The organism is Paenibacillus pasadenensis, from assembly GCF_023715725.1.
GTDB classification, from domain to species: domain Bacteria; phylum Bacillota; class Bacilli; order Paenibacillales; family Paenibacillaceae; genus Paenibacillus_O; species Paenibacillus_O pasadenensis_A.
Window position 1 is genome coordinate 1036181 of sequence record NZ_JAMBOT010000001.1, and the last position, 18095, is coordinate 1054275.

The 18095-nt window shown below is 55.0% G+C and carries 16 protein-coding genes; 4 read left to right on the plus strand and 12 right to left on the minus strand.

The features are described 5' to 3' along the window. Positions 1-21: 21 nt before the first annotated feature. The 10 genes from hisS to M3223_RS04845 form a co-directional block, all read right to left on the minus strand. Entirely contained in the window at positions 22-1275 is a 1254-nt protein-coding gene (gene hisS, locus M3223_RS04800) for a histidine--tRNA ligase (RefSeq protein ID WP_251559475.1), read from the minus strand. Positions 1276-1808: 533 nt separating this feature from the next. Beyond that, positions 1809-1991 (minus strand): hypothetical protein, encoded by a 183-nt coding sequence (locus M3223_RS04805; protein WP_251559477.1) that lies wholly within the window; start codon positions 1989-1991, stop codon positions 1809-1811. Between the two features lie 85 nt (positions 1992-2076). Continuing rightward, positions 2077-2520, minus strand: coding sequence for a D-aminoacyl-tRNA deacylase (gene dtd / locus M3223_RS04810; RefSeq protein ID WP_251559479.1), 444 nt, complete (start codon positions 2518-2520; stop codon positions 2077-2079). Positions 2521-2536: 16 nt separating this feature from the next. Beyond that, the gene (locus M3223_RS04815) at positions 2537-4723 is read right to left on the minus strand and encodes a RelA/SpoT family protein (RefSeq protein ID WP_251559481.1); all 2187 of its coding nucleotides are present in this window, start codon (positions 4721-4723) and stop codon (positions 2537-2539) included. A 416-nt stretch (positions 4724-5139) separates the two neighbouring features. Further along, entirely contained in the window at positions 5140-5652 is a 513-nt protein-coding gene (locus tag M3223_RS04820) for an adenine phosphoribosyltransferase (RefSeq protein ID WP_251559484.1), read from the minus strand. A gap of 92 nt (positions 5653-5744) precedes the next feature. Next, positions 5745-8165 (minus strand): single-stranded-DNA-specific exonuclease RecJ, encoded by a 2421-nt coding sequence (gene recJ / locus M3223_RS04825; protein ID WP_353057669.1) that lies wholly within the window; start codon positions 8163-8165, stop codon positions 5745-5747. A 61-nt stretch (positions 8166-8226) separates the two neighbouring features. Beyond that, a complete protein-coding gene (locus tag M3223_RS04830; RefSeq protein ID WP_251559488.1) occupies positions 8227-9114 on the minus strand; it encodes a cation transporter in 888 nt (295 codons plus the stop codon). 15 nt (positions 9115-9129) lie between these two features. After that, positions 9130-10050, minus strand: a complete 921-nt coding sequence (gene secF / locus M3223_RS04835) for a protein translocase subunit SecF (RefSeq protein WP_251559490.1) — start codon at positions 10048-10050, stop codon at positions 9130-9132. After that, positions 10040-11311 (minus strand): protein translocase subunit SecD, encoded by a 1272-nt coding sequence (gene secD / locus M3223_RS04840; protein WP_251559493.1) that lies wholly within the window; start codon positions 11309-11311, stop codon positions 10040-10042. The genes secF and secD overlap by 11 nt, the downstream gene beginning before the upstream one ends. 84 nt (positions 11312-11395) lie before the next feature. Further along, positions 11396-11668, minus strand: a complete 273-nt coding sequence (locus M3223_RS04845) for a post-transcriptional regulator (protein WP_251559495.1) — start codon at positions 11666-11668, stop codon at positions 11396-11398. A 234-nt stretch (positions 11669-11902) separates the two neighbouring features. On the opposite strand from M3223_RS04845, the gene M3223_RS04850 reads away from it, so the two are divergent. Further along, entirely contained in the window at positions 11903-13570 is a 1668-nt protein-coding gene (locus tag M3223_RS04850; protein ID WP_251559498.1) for a putative polysaccharide biosynthesis protein, read from the plus strand. Positions 13571-13605: 35 nt separating this feature from the next. Here the strand turns inward: M3223_RS04850 and M3223_RS04855 are convergent, their stop codons facing one another. Then, a complete protein-coding gene (locus M3223_RS04855) occupies positions 13606-14343 on the minus strand; it encodes a DUF421 domain-containing protein (protein WP_251559500.1) in 738 nt (245 codons plus the stop codon). 171 nt (positions 14344-14514) lie between these two features. Here M3223_RS04855 and M3223_RS04860 point away from each other — a divergent pair, with 171 nt between their 5' ends. Beyond that, complete coding sequence (locus M3223_RS04860; protein WP_251559502.1) at positions 14515-14907, plus strand: TIGR04086 family membrane protein; 393 nt, start codon at positions 14515-14517, stop codon at positions 14905-14907. Between the two features lie 111 nt (positions 14908-15018). Further along, the gene (locus tag M3223_RS04865) at positions 15019-15840 is read left to right on the plus strand and encodes a phosphatase PAP2 family protein (protein WP_251559505.1); all 822 of its coding nucleotides are present in this window, start codon (positions 15019-15021) and stop codon (positions 15838-15840) included. Between the two features lie 52 nt (positions 15841-15892). Here the strand turns inward: M3223_RS04865 and M3223_RS04870 are convergent, their stop codons facing one another. After that, the gene (locus M3223_RS04870) at positions 15893-16774 is read right to left on the minus strand and encodes an SDR family oxidoreductase (protein WP_251559507.1); all 882 of its coding nucleotides are present in this window, start codon (positions 16772-16774) and stop codon (positions 15893-15895) included. Between the two features lie 123 nt (positions 16775-16897). Between M3223_RS04870 and M3223_RS04875 the strand changes: the two genes are divergently transcribed. Next, positions 16898-18025, plus strand: coding sequence for a helix-turn-helix transcriptional regulator (locus M3223_RS04875; RefSeq protein WP_251559509.1), 1128 nt, complete (start codon positions 16898-16900; stop codon positions 18023-18025). The last annotated feature ends 70 nt before the right edge of the window (positions 18026-18095 follow it).

An 18095-nucleotide genomic window follows, 5' to 3' on the forward strand; every position in this document is an offset into this window, starting at 1 on the left:
ACTCCTTATCGATAGTAAAAATTAATTTTCGCCTTTAATCGCCGCTGCAAGCTCTGCCAGAGGCACCATTCGCTGCTCGCCCGTATCCATCTGTTTCAGGGCGATTTGCCCCGAAGCCAGCTCGTCGTCGCCGAGTATAGCCGTAAAACGTGCGGAATACCGGTCAGCCGACTTCATTTGGGCTTTCATCTTGCGTCCTTGATAGTCTCTGTCCGCAGTCAGTCCTGCGCGCCGCAGCCCGTGCAGCAGCCGGGATACTTCCCGCTCCGCAGCCTCGCCAAGCGCCACAAGGTAAACGTCGAGCGGCTGCGCCGCAGCTTCCCCGCTCTGCTGATGCTCCAGAATAAGCACCGTGCGCTCCAGTCCAAGTCCAAAACCGACGCCAGGCTGATCCGGTCCGCCGATTTCCCCGACGAGCCCGTTGTAACGTCCGCCGCCGCCAATCGTATCGATGGCCCCGATGCCTTCCGCTTTGAATTCAAATGCGGTATGCGTGTAATAATCGAGTCCGCGCACAAGCCGGGAATTAATCTCAAACGGAATGTCCATATCCGTCAGATAAGCCTTCACCTTCTCAAAGTGAGCGGCGCATTCCTCATCCAGACTATCCAAAATGGACGGTGCGTCTTCGAAATGTTTCTGATCCGTTTTGCAATCCAGCACGCGCAGCGGGTTGCGGTCGATACGCGACTGGCAATCCTTGCACAGTATGGAGCGCTTCGGCTCCAAAAATTCCAGAAGCTTGGCGCGGAACGCCGCTCTGACAGCCGGAGTGCCGACCGAATTGATTTCTACCCGTACGCCTCGCAGTCCAACTTCGGTGTAGAACGTGTAGCCAAGCGCGATCACTTCAGCGTCCAGCGCCGGCTCCGTCGAGCCGATTGCTTCAACGCCAAATTGATGAAACTGCCGGTAGCGTCCCGCCTGCTGGCGCTCGTAGCGGAACATCGGGCCAATGTAGTACAGCTTGGACAGATCCGGCTCGCCATACAGCTTGTTCTCCACATAAGAGCGGACCACGCCAGCCGTTCCTTCCGGACGAAGCGTCAGGCTGCGGCCGCCGCGGTCCTCAAACGTATACATTTCCTTCTCGACGATATCGGTCGTTTCGCCGACTCCGCGCCGGAACAGATCCGTCGACTCAAACATCGGCGTGCGGATTTCACGAAAATTAAACCGCCGGCAAATATCTCTTGCCTTGTTCTCTACAAATTGCCAAGTATCTGTCGCGCCGGGCAGGAAATCCTGCGTTCCCGGCATTTTTTGAAATGCCATAACTGTCCCTCCTATCTTTAAAAGTACGGTGAAATGCAGCGGAGCCGCAGCGGGTAGGATCACTGTACTTTAACTGCAAGATGCAAAAAAGCTCCCGTCCGCCGGCGATATCGTATCGCCAGGGACGAGAGCATTGATCTCCCGTGGTGCCACCCTAATTCCGGTCCGGACGAGGATTAATTCCCGCCGATCCGCTTCATGCGGTTAACGCCCGCTCTACGCACGCGGCTACTGCTAACGGTTCGCCGAATGTTCTCCGGGATGTCATTCCTTCCGCCATCATAAGGACGCTTCCAGCCAAACGCCGTCCCTCTCTGCATATGCAAGCGTGAAGTACTTGTTCCCATCATCAAAGCCATATTGTGAATTCTCATCATTCTACCGCGCTGAAGGACTCAAGTCAAGATTCATCCTCTTTTGCACAAAAAAATAACCCGGACATCGTCCGGGTTCCAGATGAAACTTTATTAAAAGGGGGTCGAATACAAGTATAGCCCAGTTATGTTAAGAGAGCATTCCGGCCACATTACAATTCAATGACAAACATTCTCTTCGTCCCCGCGATCCTTGCGCGCCGCCGGGCCTGAGCATGACCAGTCCTCCGCGAACTCGATGTCATCCTCCAGCTCCTCCAGCAGCAGCGCCTCGCGCCGCTCCGCATGAAGCAGACTGCGGGAAGCCCCGCCCAGCTTAAGCTCTTTGCGTCCCACTCGCATGACATGCACTTCCTTTCGAGAACTAATTCATTCCGATAAGTTAGTGTTGCCACACCGGGCCGGACTTAATCCCGGATGAAGCTGATTATTCTTTGCTATCGAGTATCAGCGTGACAGGTCCGTCATTAACGAGAGCCACGTTCATCATCGCTCCGAACCGGCCCGTTTCGACACGCAGACCGGCCTCCCGAAGCGTATTGTTAAACGACTCGTACATTGGCTCCGCTTGCTCCGGCCGGGCGGCTGCCATAAAGTTTGGACGCCGTCCTTTGCGAGCATCTCCGTACAGGGTGAATTGAGATACGGACAAAATGTCTCCGCCCGCTTCCCGTACCGACAGATTCATTTTGCCGGCTTCATCCTCAAAAATACGCAGCCCCGCAATTTTATCGGCCATCCAGCGGATATCGGCCTCGCTGTCCTCATGAGTCAAGCCCACAAGCAGCATAAGACCGTGCCCGATGCGGCCGACAGACTCGCCGTCAACCGTCACTTCCGCCGAGGAGCAGCGCTGCACCACTACCTTCACTTGCCCTTTCCCCTTCCTACTGCATGATGCGCTGAACGGAATAGATATCCTTGACGCGCTTGATCTTTTCGACGACAGACTGCAGATGCTCGATGTTGCGGATCAGAATCGTCATGTGGATAATGACTACTTTGTTGCGGCCGGTGCGACCCGTTACCGCAGAAATATTCGTTTTGGATTCCGATACCGCCTGCAGCACCTCGTTAAGCAGTCCCCGGTGATCGTAACCGGTAATCTCGATATCAACGCTGTAGTTGGATTCCGCAGACTCCTCCCACTCCACCTCTATGACGCGCTCCGCGTCCTCGCCATCGCCTTCATAAGGTATGTTCGCGCAATCGCGGCGATGCACGCTGACTCCCCGTCCGCGCGTAATATAGCCGACAATGTCGTCGCCAGGTACCGGGTTGCAGCAGCGGGCAAAACGCACGAGCAAATTGTCGATGCCTTTAACGGTTACGCCGCCGGCAGCCGCTTTTTTGGCTGTTCCGGGAGACTTGACCTCAACCGGTTCGTTGGTCAGCTCAATTTGCTGGGCCGCCTCCGCTTCCCGGCGCATCTTCTCGGTCATCTTTGTGCAAATCTGCGCGGCGGTAATGCCGCCGAAGCCGATTGCCGACATCATGTCCTCAGGATCGTGGAACGTAAACTTGGCGGCAGCCTCTCTCAGCTTCTCCTCCGTCATCCACGCCGACGGCTCCAGGCCCAGCCGCTTCAGCTCGCGCTCCAGCGCTTCACGGCCTTTAATCACATTTTCTTCACGGCGCTCTTTTTTGAACCACTGCTTGATTTTCGTGCGCGCGTGAGAGGACTTGGTGATCTTCACCCAGTCCTGGCTTGGTCCATAGGAATGCTTGGACGTCAAAATTTCCACGATGTCGCCCGTCTTCAGCTTGTGGTCCAGCGGCACGATCCGTCCGTTCACCTTCGCGCCGATCGTGCGGTTGCCGACCTCCGTATGAATACGGTAGGCAAAATCAAGCGGAACTGATCCCGCAGGCAGCTCGATTACTTCACCCTTCGGCGTAAAGACAAATACGAGATCGGAGAAAAAGTCCATTTTGAGCGACTCCATGAACTCCGACGCGTCCTCAGCCTCGTTTTGCAGCTCCAGAATCTCGCGGAACCAGCTCATCTTGTCTTCTATATTGCCGCTTGGAGCCGTGCCTTCCTTGCCTTCCTTGTAAGCCCAATGCGCAGCAACGCCGTATTCACTCGTCCGATGCATCTCCCATGTGCGAATCTGCACCTCGGTCGGCTCGCCGTTCGGTCCAATCACGGTTGTATGCAGCGACTGGTACATGTTCGCCTTTGGCATCGCCACATAGTCCTTGAAGCGGCCCGGCATCGGCTTCCACAACGTATGGATAATGCCCAGCGTAGCGTAACAATCCTTAATATTGTCTACGATGATGCGAATCGCCATCAGATCATAAATCTCATTGAACTGTTTGTTGCGCATCGTCATTTTGCGGTAGATGCTGTATATATGCTTAGGACGGCCCGAAATGTCGCCTTCAATGCCCATTTCATCCAGCTTTTCGCTGATTCTTCCGATGACAACCCCGATGAAATCCTCACGCTCGGCGCGTTTTTTCTTCATCAGATTGGCAATTCGGTAATACTGCTGCGGATTGAGATAACGGAGAGCGATGTCCTCCATCTCCCACTTGATCGCGGAAATGCCGAGCCGGTGAGCAATCGGACAGAAGATTTCCAGCGTCTCATAAGCGATGCGCCGCTGCGCTTCTTCCGACTGAAACTTGAGCGTGCGCATATTGTGCAGCCTGTCCGCCAGCTTGATCAAAATAACCCGGATATCCTGCGCCATAGCGACGAACATCTTGCGGTAGTTCTCGTTCTGATGCTCTTCCTTGGAACGGAATTTGATCTTCTCCAGCTTAGTAAGACCATCGACCAGCATGGCGCAGGTGTCTCCGAAACGCGCACGCACCTGCTCGACCTCAACCGTCGTATCTTCTACGACGTCATGCAGCAGCGCCGCAATGATGGAGGTCACGTCCATCTGCATATTCACGAGAATCTCGGCCACGGCCACCGGATGGAGGATGTAGGGCTCCCCGGACTTGCGCACCTGGCCGTAGTGAGCCTGGTCGGCAAACTCATAGGCCTCACGGATCTTTGTCAGATCCTGATCCTTCATATAAGTCGACGCCTTAGAGAGTAGTTGGTCAATGCCCATGAAACGTCCCTTTCCATCCTTAAGTGTCAGGATTCGACCCCAGCCGTGTCCCAGTACCTATGAAAATTGGTTTAACTCCTATTATGCCCCTATCCTACATCCTCCGTCAACTTTCCGGGCATATGCAATTATTGAGGTTACGGTACTTTCAAAACAAGGAAACTTATGGGTGTTTTTTTGTCGAAAATTATATTTACAAAAGGATAATATGGGGATCAAATCCAAAAAGTTAACTGGCGGATGAAGGAATTCATTAACATCGTTAAACATTTGAATTTTTCCAACGCAGCTCCAAGGCTGCTTTATGACCGGCCGAAGGATTAGGATTAGGAAGCCAACCACGAATGCAGCAAAAAAGAAAAGGCAGGAAAAGGCGCGCCGCCCTTTCCTGCCTTCCATTATTTCCTGAGAAATAATTAATATTGGATCAACGAGAACACGTCGATGCCTTCAAGCTTGTCGCGGCCGTTCAAATAAGAAAGCTCAATCAGGAAGGACGCGCCGACAACGTCTCCGCCTACCTGGCGAATCAGATTCATCGTTGTTGCGATCGTTCCGCCTGTTGCCAGAAGGTCGTCCGCGATGAGTACGCGCTGGCCCGGAGCGATTGCATCCTTGTGAATAGCCAGCTTGTCTTTGCCATATTCCAGATCATAAGACGCTTCCACCGTTTCACCCGGCAGCTTGCCGCTTTTACGGATTGGCACAAAGCCGACGCCAAGAGCGAGCGCCAGCGGAGCGCCCACAACAAAGCCGCGTGCTTCAGGACCGGCGATAAGATCGATTTGTTTGTCTTTAAGCGCAGCTTTCATTTCCTCGATAGCCGAACGGTATACATCGCCATTGCCCAGCAGAGTTGTAATATCCTTAAAGCGGATGCCCGGCTGCGGGAAATCTTCAATGACGCGGATGTAATCTTTGTAGTTCATGGATAGTTGTCTCCTTTAATCGTTCCATCTTATATTCCTTGTATTTCCATTGGGCGGTTCCGCCATCCCACTGAGAAGATGACCTCCGCCTGTCAAACGGTTTGAGCTCCTCGTGCAAGCTGGCCCAGCCAGCTGCGGATCGCTTCACATTCGCCTTGCAGCAAATCGGATAAACGCCGTTCCTCTACCGCTCTCTGATAGGAAATGGAATCGGATAAGTCCCGTTTAGCGGGAGCGGCGTTCATTGACCAGCAATCGGCCTCATAGCGGATAAAATCAAGCTCGGCAAATGCGTCCAGAGCAGCTGCCGCCGCTTCCGGCGGACAGCCGGACTGCGCGGCAAGCCGCCTGGCGGCGGCTTCTCGCGAGCCCTCGAGCGGGCTCAGCCGCTTAAGCCATGCATACAGCTCGCCCATCTTTTTTCGTTCCGTCCAATCTTCGCGGAGCGGTTCACGGCGGAACAACAGATGCAGAGCAGCAACATCCGGGGAAAGCTGAAGGCAGCGCTCCAGCTCCGTCCACGAAGCCGGCCGCTCCAGCAGCACCACTTCGCAGCTGCGGAAGCCGCCGGGAGGCAGCTGATCGGGGCGGCAAACTTGTATGCATGCTTGTGCCTGTCCCTGTCCGGCAGAACCGGCTGCCGATTCCTGATGCAGCTGCGGCGGCAGCGCACGCTCCGAGGCGATCACGACAGCCGATGACTGCTCCTGCAGAAGCCGGTCGCGCAGCTGCAGCAATATGGCGGCAGGATCGCGATTACCGCGCCAGTCGTACACACGAGGCTCGCTGACGCGCAGATCGCGAATCATGAGCTGCGCGCGCCGGCGGCCGTTCCATTCATTGACGCTTAACTCGCCGACAATATCCGCCTCGCTGCTGCCGGACAACAGCTCGGCCATGCCTCCAAGTCCAAAGCCAACTGCATCCAGCAGAGGCTGTCCGCCGGCTTCAGCCAAAGACAGCTTCAAATGAGCGCTGCTTTTGCCCATCGTCCGCAGCTCTGCAAGCCGGGATGACTGCACGAGCACCTTCGGCACAGGATTTCCGCTGCCGAACGGCTCCAGCCTCGCCAGCTGCTCAATCGTCGCAAGCGTAGCTTCTGACGGACTGCAGACCAGATCGATCTCGCTTACCGGAACATAATCGTCAGGCGTAAGCTGCCGTTCCGCTTCTACACATAATCCTCGTTCAAGCTCATCCAAATGCTCCCGCTTCAGCGTCATCCCGGCTGCAGCCGCATGACCGCCAAAATGCTCCATAAGATGTTTGCAGGTGCTGAGCGCCTCATAGAGATCAAAACCGGATATTGAACGCGCGGAGCCTTTGCAAAGCCCCGTGCTCTCATCCAGACCAAGCAGCACAGCAGGACGGTAATGCCGCTCCAGCAGCTTGGAGGCGACAATGCCGATAACGCCGGGATTCCAGCCCGCTCCGGCCAAAACGATGACGCCAGGATGGGGCATCCCTTCCGCCTCCGCGCGGCGGCAGCGCTCCTGCCAGGCAGCCTCGGCTTCCTTCGTAATCTGCTCGACCACCGAACGCCGGCGGATGTTGAGCTCATCCAGCTCGGCGGCAATCTGCTGCGCCTCATCCATATTGTCGGATACGAGCAGCCGAACTGCTGGAGCTGCATGCTCCAATCTCCCTGCCGCATTAATTCTCGGCCCCATCTGAAATCCGAGATCTGAAGCGGCCAGCGCCGCAGTTGATACGCCGCTCACCTCGGCAAGAGCCCGAAAACCGGCGCGCGGGCTGCGTCGTACGCACTGGAGGCCGGAGCGGACGAGAATGCGATTTTCGTCCGTAAGCGGCATGAGGTCCGCCACCGTGCCAAGCGCCGCGATGTCGCTCCATTCAAGCGGAGCCCGCCCAAGCAAAGCCTGGGCAAGCTTAAAGGCGACGCCAGCACCCGCCAAACCTTTAAACGGATACGGACAGCCCGGCTGTTTCGGATTGACGATGGCATCCGCCTCCGGCAGCACTTCAGGCGGCTCGTGATGATCCGTCACTACAACCGATATCCCGAGCGAACGGGCATGCGCAATCGGCTCCACGGCGCTGATGCCGTTGTCGACCGTAACGATTAACGAATATCCCTCGGATGCTGCTTTGTCAACGGCGGCAACGTTCATCCCGTAGCCTTCCTTTGTCCGATGCGGAATATAGTAATCATGGCGCAGGCCAAGCTCACGGAACAAAAGAACCATCAGCGAGGTTGAGGAGACGCCGTCAGCGTCATAATCGCCGTAAACGAGCACCTTTTCATCCTGCTCAACCGCCTGTCTGATGCGCGCAGCCGCCGCAGCCATGCCCAGCATGAGAAACGGATCATGCAGCGCCTCCGCCCCGGCTCCCAAAAACCGTTCCGCCGTTTCCGGCGTGTTTTGCCCCCGAAGCACAAGCAGGCGCGCAGCCAGCGGCGAAAGACCAAGCGCGGCCGCGAGTGCCGACGCCTGTTCTTCCCCTTTGCTGTCCAGCGCCCCTATGCTCCAGCGGGTTTTTGACGGTATGATAGCCCGTCACCTTCCTTCCGCAACAAACGCTGCCGCTAAGCGGCAGCGTCCACTAACTTCGTTATTGCAGCAATGTCGGCATATGATCCTGATTGGGATCATGGTTGGACTTATACGGATAGCCGGGGTTGTAGGGCTCGACGCTTACCTTCACCTCGACGATTTGCAAAAACCGCTTTTGTACAAGCAGCTTGACGCGGCGGGCGATGTCGCCGCCCTCCAGTACGGTTATACGCGGATTAACGCTTATAACTATGCTCGCGGTCAGCTTCCCGCCGTCATTTGCCTGCTGGACCGATTCAACCGTTACGACTCCGTCAACTCGTTGAACCAGCTCCATTACATCCCCGGTAAGCTCAGCGTCAACCGGACGCTCCGCGTTTCTGACCTTGCTGTTTTGCATAATAAGCCCATAACCTTTACAAACAATGATAATTCCGATTATCGCAGAAGCGAGCGGATCTAAGTACAGCATCCACTCTACTCCCTGCTCCCCTCCTGCCCAGGCGGCTCCCGATCCGGACGCTGCGATAAGCGAGGACAGCCATTCCGTGCCCGGCACTTGGCTGCGAACGAGCCACAGCCGTAGCGCCAAACATACCGGAACGGCGAACGCCGCCGGCCATTTGGGGAACTCGTCAAGCGGAGAAAGCATGTTCTGCACGGCAAGCATTGCGATCTCCAGGCCAATCAGCATCAGCAGGATGGAAAACAGATAGGCCGCCGCATGTTCGCCGCCGCTAAGCTTGAAGCGGCGGGACATTTTTTCGGCTGAGCCTCTGCGGGACAAGTAGCTGCCGCAGGCGTCGCCTGCAGAGCGAAACGCATCGGATAGCACCGCTGCGCTGCCAAGCAAGGCTCCGGACACTCCTTTAAGAAGCGCGAGCCCCGCATGAATCATCGGCTCTTTCATATCGCCGTCGGCGGCAGGCTGATGGTTGATAGCCATTGGCGCGCCTCCTGACTAAGAAGCAGCCGGATTGCCCGCTGGCGTCTGCTTCTCCTTGGACTTCTTTTTCAAAAGCAGCCACAGCGGGCTGGCAATAAAGATAGACGAGTATGCACCGCAGAACAGGCCGATCAGCATCGCCAGCGAGAACAAACGAATCGATTCGCTGCCAAAGACGAACAGTGCCGCTGCTGCGAACAATACGGTAAGCGCCGTATTGATGGAACGGGTCATCGTCTGCCATACGCTGTCATTGACCAGCTTGATCAGATCCTTGTGAGACTTGATTTTGGCAAAACGCAGATTCTCGCGAATCCGGTCAAAAATAACGATTGTATCGTTAATGGAATATCCGATGATCGTTAACACTGCAACGATAAACGGAAGATTCACCTCGAGCCGGAACACCGAGAAAATGCTGATGACGAGAAAAGCGTCATGGACAAGCGAGACGATGGCGGCAAAACCGAAGCGCCACTCGAAACGGATTGCCATGTAGATAACGATAGCGATACTGGCGACGATCATTGCCTTAAGTGCATTCCACTGCAGCTCGCGGGCAATTTCCACATCGACAGTGTTGACCTCGACGGATGCGCCTGTGTCAAACTTCGCTTTCAAATCGGTTTTGAGCTTGTTCTCCTGATCTTGGCTCAGCACCTCGTCGAAACGGATCGTCATGCGGTCCTGTCCGAACGTTGGCGCATTGTGCTTGCCGTAGCCGCCTTCAGTCAAAAAAGTTTCGATTTGAGCCTTCTGGCTCTCCAAATTCTTCGTCGATTGCACGTCGACGCTGGAGCCGGATTTAAAATCAACGCCGTAGTTCAGCCCCAGCGTAGCAAGCGAGATAATACCCGCCAGCGTTACAACAATAGCAAAAATATAAAAATACTTGCTGTAGCGGACAAAGTCAATCCGGGATTCCTTAGAGTGCACGGATCTCACTCTCCTTTACGCCATAGTAGCCCGGTTTGACGAACATGCCGCTTTTAATCATGAGCCAAAGCAGGTAACGGGAAACGACTACGTTGGAAATAAGGCTAATCAGCGCGCTGAGCAGCAGCGTAATCGCAAACCCCTTAACGGAGCCGACCCCGATGAAAAACAGCACGAGCGAGGCAATGATCGTCGTGACATGCGAGTCCAAAATCGTGCGCAGCGACGTTTTAGAGCCGGCGCGGAAGGAGCTGTACAGGCTTTTGCCCGAGCGCATCTCTTCCTTGATCCGCTCGGCGGTAATAATGTTGGCGTCCACCGCGATGCCGATCCCGAGAATAAATGCCGCAATGCCCGGCAGCGTCAGCGTAGCGTCAAGCGCGATATGCGCCGCTAGCAGCAGCCACGTGTAAATGATTAGCGACACGCTGGCCGCCAAACCCGGCACGCGATAGAACATAATCATGAAAAGGACAACAAACACGGTGCCGATAATACCGGCCAGAACGGTATCATCCAGTGATTTTTGGCCCAGCGTCGCGCCTACGGACTGAGTGTATTTAACTTCAAGCTTGAGCGGAAGCGCGCCAAGATTGATCGTATCGCGCAGCTCGGATGCTTCTTCGCGGGTAAAACTGCCTGTAATTGAGGCATCACTGCTAGGAATTTCCCCGCTTACCGCAGGCGCCGAAATTTCTCTGTCATCCAAATAGATGGCAAGGATATTTTTTCCGCTTGGAAGCTTGGACACCTCGCGGGTAACCTCGGCAAACTTGGAAGCGTCCTTCAGCTTGATGGCAATCATGTACTGGTTCAGCGAATCCTGTTGAATGGATGCGCCGTTTTCCTTGAAGTCCAGCCCGGTCAGCTCGACCTTGCAGTACCCCTTGTCATCGGCACAGCCGCGCATGCTGCGGAATGTCAGATTGGCCGGTTTAACGAGCGTCTCGCGCAGCTCGGCTTCCTTGTCCTCCGCCATGCCGGCAATACGGATGCGAATCCGGTCCGCGCCTTCCGTGGTGACCTCCGGCTCGGAGACGCCGGTTGCGTTCACCCGCTTCTCAAGGCTTTTGGCCGTCTCGTTCAGAGATTCCTTCGTCACTTTGCCGCCTTCATTAAGTGGCGTTGCCTGGTACAGAATCTCGAATCCGCCCTTCAGGTCGAGACCTAGTCTAGTTCTGTCAAGCAGGGCGGGGCTTGTTGCACCAATGACGCCTAAGCTTACGACGACAATGAGCAGGAATGCCAGCATCCGTTTCATATGCCCGATGTTCCTCCTTAAGTTCACAATCGTATCTATTATACCGATGCGTAAAAATGGAGTCAAAAAAAAGAAACCCCTGCATCAGGGGCTCTGCCAAGCGTTCATCGTAAGATGATTCATGAGCTGCTGCACCTTGAGCGACAATATGTCATTAACGATCCGGTGCAGCGGCGGCTCTCCGCTCTTGACATACTTTGATTTTACACATTCCCAGACATCCGTACCGGATATGGACTCGTAGCCGATCCAGCGGAACTCCTCCGCCTTGCTTTCGCATAGCGTGAACAGCTCCTCGGCAATTTCGTCCGCCGACAGATTTATTGTCTCGTCCATTTCAGGATAAACCTCCGTCATTCGGCCTGCCGCCTCCCTATGCTGCCTCTATCCACCAGCCGCCAACTCTTCCCCGTTTCCTTCGACGCCAGCGCGCTATTTCCTGCCTGCCGCTGCCGCTTTCACCGAAAAAGAGAGACATGCCCCGCCCCCTTCGCCGCATAAACTGCTTGTACGGACGTGCTCCTAACCTCTCTTGCAGCGTCAAGACAGCTCGCGGAGCGCCGATATCGGATGCGGAAAAGGAAGGTTGCCATGACGAAACAGACATTCATTAAAGGAGCCATGATCCTGCTGGCGGCTGGGGTCATTAACCGGATTCTCGGTTTCGTTCCCCGGATTGCGCTGCCCCGCGTCATTGGCGCGGAAGGGGTCGGGCTGTATCAGCTTTGTTATCCATTTCTCGGCGTTTTAATTACATTGATTACGGGCGGCATACCGATTGCGGTCGCCAAATGGGTAGCGGAAGCGGAGTCTCAAGGCGACAACGGCAAGGTCCGCCACATATTCCGGACCGCGATGGGGCTTACGGTTGCACTCGCTCTTGTCATGACCGGAATCATGCTGCTGGGAGCCGAGTGGATTACGACCAAGGTGCTGACGGACCCAAGGGTATACGAGGCGTTTCTCGTTATGTCGCCGATGCTGCTCCTGATCGGCGTCTCGTCGGTTTACCGGGGTTATTTCCAGGGCCGGCAAAATATGATTCCGACGGCGCAGTCCCAGGTCGTCGAAACGGTGCTGCGTATCGCCGCACAGCTGACGCTTGCCGCGCTGCTGCTGCCAAAAGGGCTGCAATGGGCCGCTGCAGGCGCGATGATGGGCACCGTGCTCGGCGAAGTAGCAGCGCTGGCTGTTATGCTCTTTCATGCGAGGAAGGACCGCCGCCGCAATCAGCAGCTGGACGAATCAAACCTAAACACGGACCCGTCGCTTCCCGCAGCGTACCCGGAAATCAGCAGCGATAATGGAGCCGATGCCCCGTTTGCTTATTCCGGCAATGCGCCGAAGGCAGAACCTTCACCTCACCACACTAAAACGGGCCGGCGTTTCCCGATTATGCGGCGGCTGCTCCGGCTGTCGATGCCAATAACAGGAAGCAGGCTTGTAGGCTCTCTGTCCTATTTGCTGGAATCGATTCTGACCGCCCGCAGCCTCGCGGTCGCCGGTATCGCAACCGGTGCGGCCACCGCCCAATACGGCGCGTTGCAGGGAATGATTATCCCGCTGCTGCTGCTGCCAACGGCGCTCACCTATTCGCTGTCCGTTTCGCTTATCCCATCATTATCTGCGGCAGCCGCCAAGGGCGACCGGGCCGCGATCCATAAACGGCTGCATCAGTCGCTGCGCCTTGCGCTTGTCACCGGAGCGCCGTTTGTCGTCATTATGGGGCTGCTCGCCGAGCCGATCTGCCGCGTCCTCTACCGTCACGCCGAAATTGCCCCCTTGCTGGCGCTGCTCGCTCCAGCCGGCATCTTTATTTATTTGCAGGGGCCGCTGCAAGCTACGCTGCAGGCGCTCGATAAGCCGGGCACAGCGCTAATTAATACAACGATTGGGGCGGCGGTAAAGCTTTTCCTTATCTACGAGCTGGCCTCGCGTCCGGAGCTCGGCATCTACGGAGCCGTTATCGCCATCACCGTCAATATCATTCTGGTTACGCTGCTGCACGGAATCAGCGTGCTGCGCTGCTCCGGCTACCGGATGAAACTTCCCGACTTTGTCAAAGTCGGCGCCGCCATGATTATTATGGGCGCGGCATGCCGCTGGATCATGTCCCATCATCCATTAACGCTGGAATGGCTTGGCCTGCTGGCCGCCTGCGGCACAAGCATCGTTTTGTACTTGCTGCTCATGGCCGCAATGGGCATTATCGACCGGCATGATCTCCAGCGGCTGCCCGGCATCGGGCGATGGCTTTAATACTTCATAAAAAATAAGCAGCCGGAATCGGCTGCTTATTTTTTATTTTTTACGTCGACAAACAGCTCTCCCTTATGGTCCACGGAACAGAAAAAAACTTCGCTGTAATTTGTTGCGTTGAATTTCCGCAGCTGCTGCTTCAGCCAAAAGCGGTTTTTTTCCAGCTTCTCCAAGTTGTGGTCCAGCACTTTACCGTCCATAATAAGCGGAATTGGCAGCGTTTCGAAGCGGTAGCTGACCGGCAGCTCCATTTTAGGCGGGGTTACATTTGAAAATTTGCCTGCCGAATCCGAAGCGGAGCTCCTATTCCCCTGCTCTTGCTCCTTCTCCTTTTCAATCACCGAGAGCTTCCCGCTCGTTTCCAAAATGGCAAATTCCACATCGGCGACACGGGCGACCTGGTTTTCCCTGAGCTGCTGCAGCAGATCGTCGAGATTGTACCGCTGCTTTTTCATTTCAGCCTGATTAAGCTTGCCGTTTTCGATAATGACGCTAGGCTTTCCGTCAAACAACAGCCGGACCCGCCTGTTTTTCATGCTAATAAACGCGATGACCACTTGTACGACCATAAGTACAACCATTGGCACGATGCCTTCAAGCATCGCCCGGTCCGTATCCTCTATGACGAGCACGGCAATTTCAGCAATCATAAAGGAGATGACCAGATCAAATACGCTCATTTTGCCGATCTCCCTTTTGCCCATCATACGCATAATCAGGAACACGACAAAGTAGATCAGAACGGTGCGCAGCATCAGCATTCCGATATCCATCAAGATCCGCCTCCCTCTTATCAAGGGGTATTGTCGCCTTTCTCCATCAGGTCCATGCACCTCCGCCACCGTTGAAATGTTGGCAATTCCTCCTCATCCCGGGAACGCCTGTACTAATTCAACCAGCCTGACCATATGGTGAAGTAAACAACCTGTGGAGGGTGATCCGTCATGAATCCGATGAAAAATGTGCCCAAGGTGCGCCTCGGCTCTCCGATGCTTGCCGGAATTGTAATTGCGGCGTTATGGCTGGCTCTTGGCGCTCTGCTTATGTCAGTAATGATGTATGCCGGCAACTTAAAGGAGGACTCTTTACCTGCATGGGCGCTCGGCATTCATGGAGCTGCCGCTCTATGCGGCGGTTTTACTTCCGGCAAACGCAGCGCATCGAGAGGCTGGTATCACGGCGCAGTGCTCGGTTTGGCGTACGGACTGCTTGTGCTTATCATTAGCTTTCTAGCCGCAGATGCGGGAATAAGCGGACGGACGGGCATTTTGTTCCTGATCGTTGCACTGGCCGGCGCTGCGGGCGGCATGGTCGGAGTCAATTTGAAAAAGTCCTGACAGCAAATCAAATTTGTGTAAAAAATCAGCCGTTATGCTATACTTGTTCCGTTCGTCCGAACCGCCCTTTGTCTGGATGGCGTATCAGGTAAACCTTTAGGGGGAAGCATAATGGCTGTATTTTACTCCATGAATCAAGTGACCTTGCTTACAATTCTGACTTCGATTCTGCTGATCAGCTTTGGCATCGGGCGCAACCCGCTAGCCGCCTGTATGGGACTTGCCCGCAATTTAATGGCAAACAAGCGCTCCATGGTGCTTTTTGGCTCTCTAATTGCCATTCTGTTTCTGAACAAATACGAACTGAAGCTGGAGCAAATGATGCAGCCTCCGCCGGATTTCACGCATATCGTCCAGCGTCTTGAAGGCGGTTTTGTCGAAAGCTTTCAACAGCTGTTTTATGCGCCGTGGCTGACCCCGTTTCTGGCTTATTTTTATATCGTTGTATTCCAGTCCGTGTTAATTGCTTCCCTTGGAATTTATTTGTTTCAAGAACGGAACGGAAGACAGTTTAACGCCACCTGTTACGCCATTATTTTGAACTATCTCATTGCTGTTCCCTTTTATCTGTTTCTGCCGGTTAAAGAAGTATGGGCGTTTAATCCAAACGTTCATTTTTATATGCTGGAAGCTTTTCCGAACTTCGAGACTGTGTACCGGGGTCTGTCCGGCCTCGACAACTGCCTGCCGAGCCTGCACACATCCGTATCGGTGACGCTCGCCCTGCTGGCAGCCCGCTCCTCTAACAAACGTTGGGCCTGGTTCGCCGGCATTAACGCCGCCATCATTATTTTTACGATTTTTTACATGGGTATTCATTGGCTGACGGATATGCTCGGCGGTCTTGCGCTTGCCGGATTTTCCGTTGCTGTTGCATACAAGCTTGCCGACTTCAGCTCTGTTCGCGAGCAAGTGCCCTCCGTCCGGATCTAATAAAAATCTCCGTCCCAAGCGCATGTTGCGCTTGGGACGGAGATTTTTTGGTTTACGTTACAGTTGGCGGCGTTTCAAGCGTTTCAAAGTATCGTCCCCAATGCGGCCGTCTTCCGTCATCGTCCACAAAGCCGTACCTGTCCGACAGCTCCCAGGAGCTGAGCGCGCGTCCGCTAAGCTCCAGCTTGCCGGGGTCGGCAGCAAGACAAGCTAGCGCCCTGCCTACAAAGAGAGGTGTTTCCGACTGCAAAAAATGAACTTCCCGCTCTCCCGCATCCCGCCAATTCGCCTCCGTGACGCCGAAATAATCCAGCATTTCTTCCGACCTTAGAAACCCGGGAGTCAGAGAAACAGCCGTTACACCTTTTGCTTTCCATTCTTCGGCCAACCCATGTCCCATGTGGATGCCCCAAGCTTTGGCCAAGCTGTACGGCAGATTGCCGCGATAACGATAATCGGTGCCGTCCGTAATTTCCGCAATGAGCGCGTCTTCACTGTTCAAAAGCAGAGGAGCAGCAAAATAAGCGGTCATATAATGCGTCTCCAATACGGTTTGCTGCAGCTTCAGCGCATCCTCCAAGGGCGTTTCCCAAAACGGCTTGTTCCAATGGGTAAGCTTTTCACCGCCCCATATATCATTCACCAGGATGTCAATGCGGCCATGGTCCCTCTGAATCTGCTCCATCAGCGACTTGATCTGCTCACGGTCCCGATGATCGGTCCGTACCGCTATCGCTACTCCGCCCCGCTTCACGACACGTTCCGCCGTTTCCTCAATCGTTTCCGGCCTCCCCATCTCCGATTGCCCGCTGCGTGTCGATCTGCCGCTTATATACACCGTTGCTCCTTTCTCTCCTAACGCCTCGGCTATCCCGCGCCCGGCCCCTCGAGTCGCTCCGGCTACAAGCGCCACTTTCCCTGTCAATTCAGCCATTCACGCTCACTCCTTTATCAACTTTCTTATACTTAGTGTAACCTGCCTTCATGACAACCTTTGTCATATATGTAGGATATAATAATGGATAACTACGCCTGGATAAAAAAAGGAGGGGTCGCCTTGAAGGGAGAACGTTTGCTGGAGCTGCTGCTTCTGCTGCAGGCGGAAGGCAAGCTAAGCGCCAAAGAGCTGTCCGAGCGGCTTGAAGTATCCGAGCGCACGATTCATCGGGATATGGAGTCGCTGAGCGCAGCCGGAATTCCCGTCCTAGCAGAGCGCGGCAGCAGCGGCGGCTGGCGGCTCATGGACGGTTATCGCACCCGACTGACCGGCTTGGATGCCGAGGAGTGGAAAGCGCTGCTGATCGCCTCCCAAAGCCGGGCCGCACACGACCTGGGCTGGTCCTCTACATTGGACAGCGCTTTGCTCAAGCTGCGGGCTGCCCATCCTCAGGCGGTGCTGCCACATGCATCCGCCCTTCAATCCAGACTGCTCATAGATGGAGAGGATTGGCATACGGCGGGTTTGAACCAGCCCCATCTTAATGCGCTTATGGAAGCGGTGCTGCAGAATCGTCTGCTCCGCTTCCATTATGTTAAAAACGGAGTCATCAACGGACCTCCTCCGAACCTTCGACTGGCAGCGCCGCTAGCGCTGGTGCTGAAGGGAAGCTCCTGGTATCTGATCGCAGACGAACTGCAGAACGCGACAGACGACGATGAGGCCCCGCCTTCAGCTGCGGGGATGCGTAAAACGTTTCGCGTCTCACGTATTGCCGATGCGGAGCTGGACAGCCGCAGCTTTAAGCGCCCTGAATCATTTGATCTGGCCTCATGGTGGGCCGGCTCGCTGGCACGTTTTCGCCAATCGCTGCCTCAGCCGATTCCCGCCAAGCTGCTGCTAAAGCCGGATGCACTGGAGCGGTTAAGCCGAATGCGCTATGTACGCGTGTTGAATGTCTGGTGTAATGACGCCAGCTTGTATCCGGCTGCTGTCTCTGAGGGGGGCGGTAAATACGGCGATGGAGCGGTTAACCGCAGTGAAGCAAAAGCCTGTACAGCATCCGGACATGAAGAATGGCTGCAAGCGGATGCGGAGTTTGATACAGAGGATTATGCCGCCAGTATTATTCTCTCGCTGGCTCCCGGCGCAGTAGCGCTGGAACCGGCCAGCCTTACAGGGCGCATCCGTCAGCTTGCGTTGAAAGCAGCCGGACTGCACTCCTCCGCAGATTCAACAAATGAATAGCCGCAGCTTTTTATCTTTAATACAAAAAGCCTGTGCTCCGAATCGGAGCACAGGCTTTTGGCACATATAA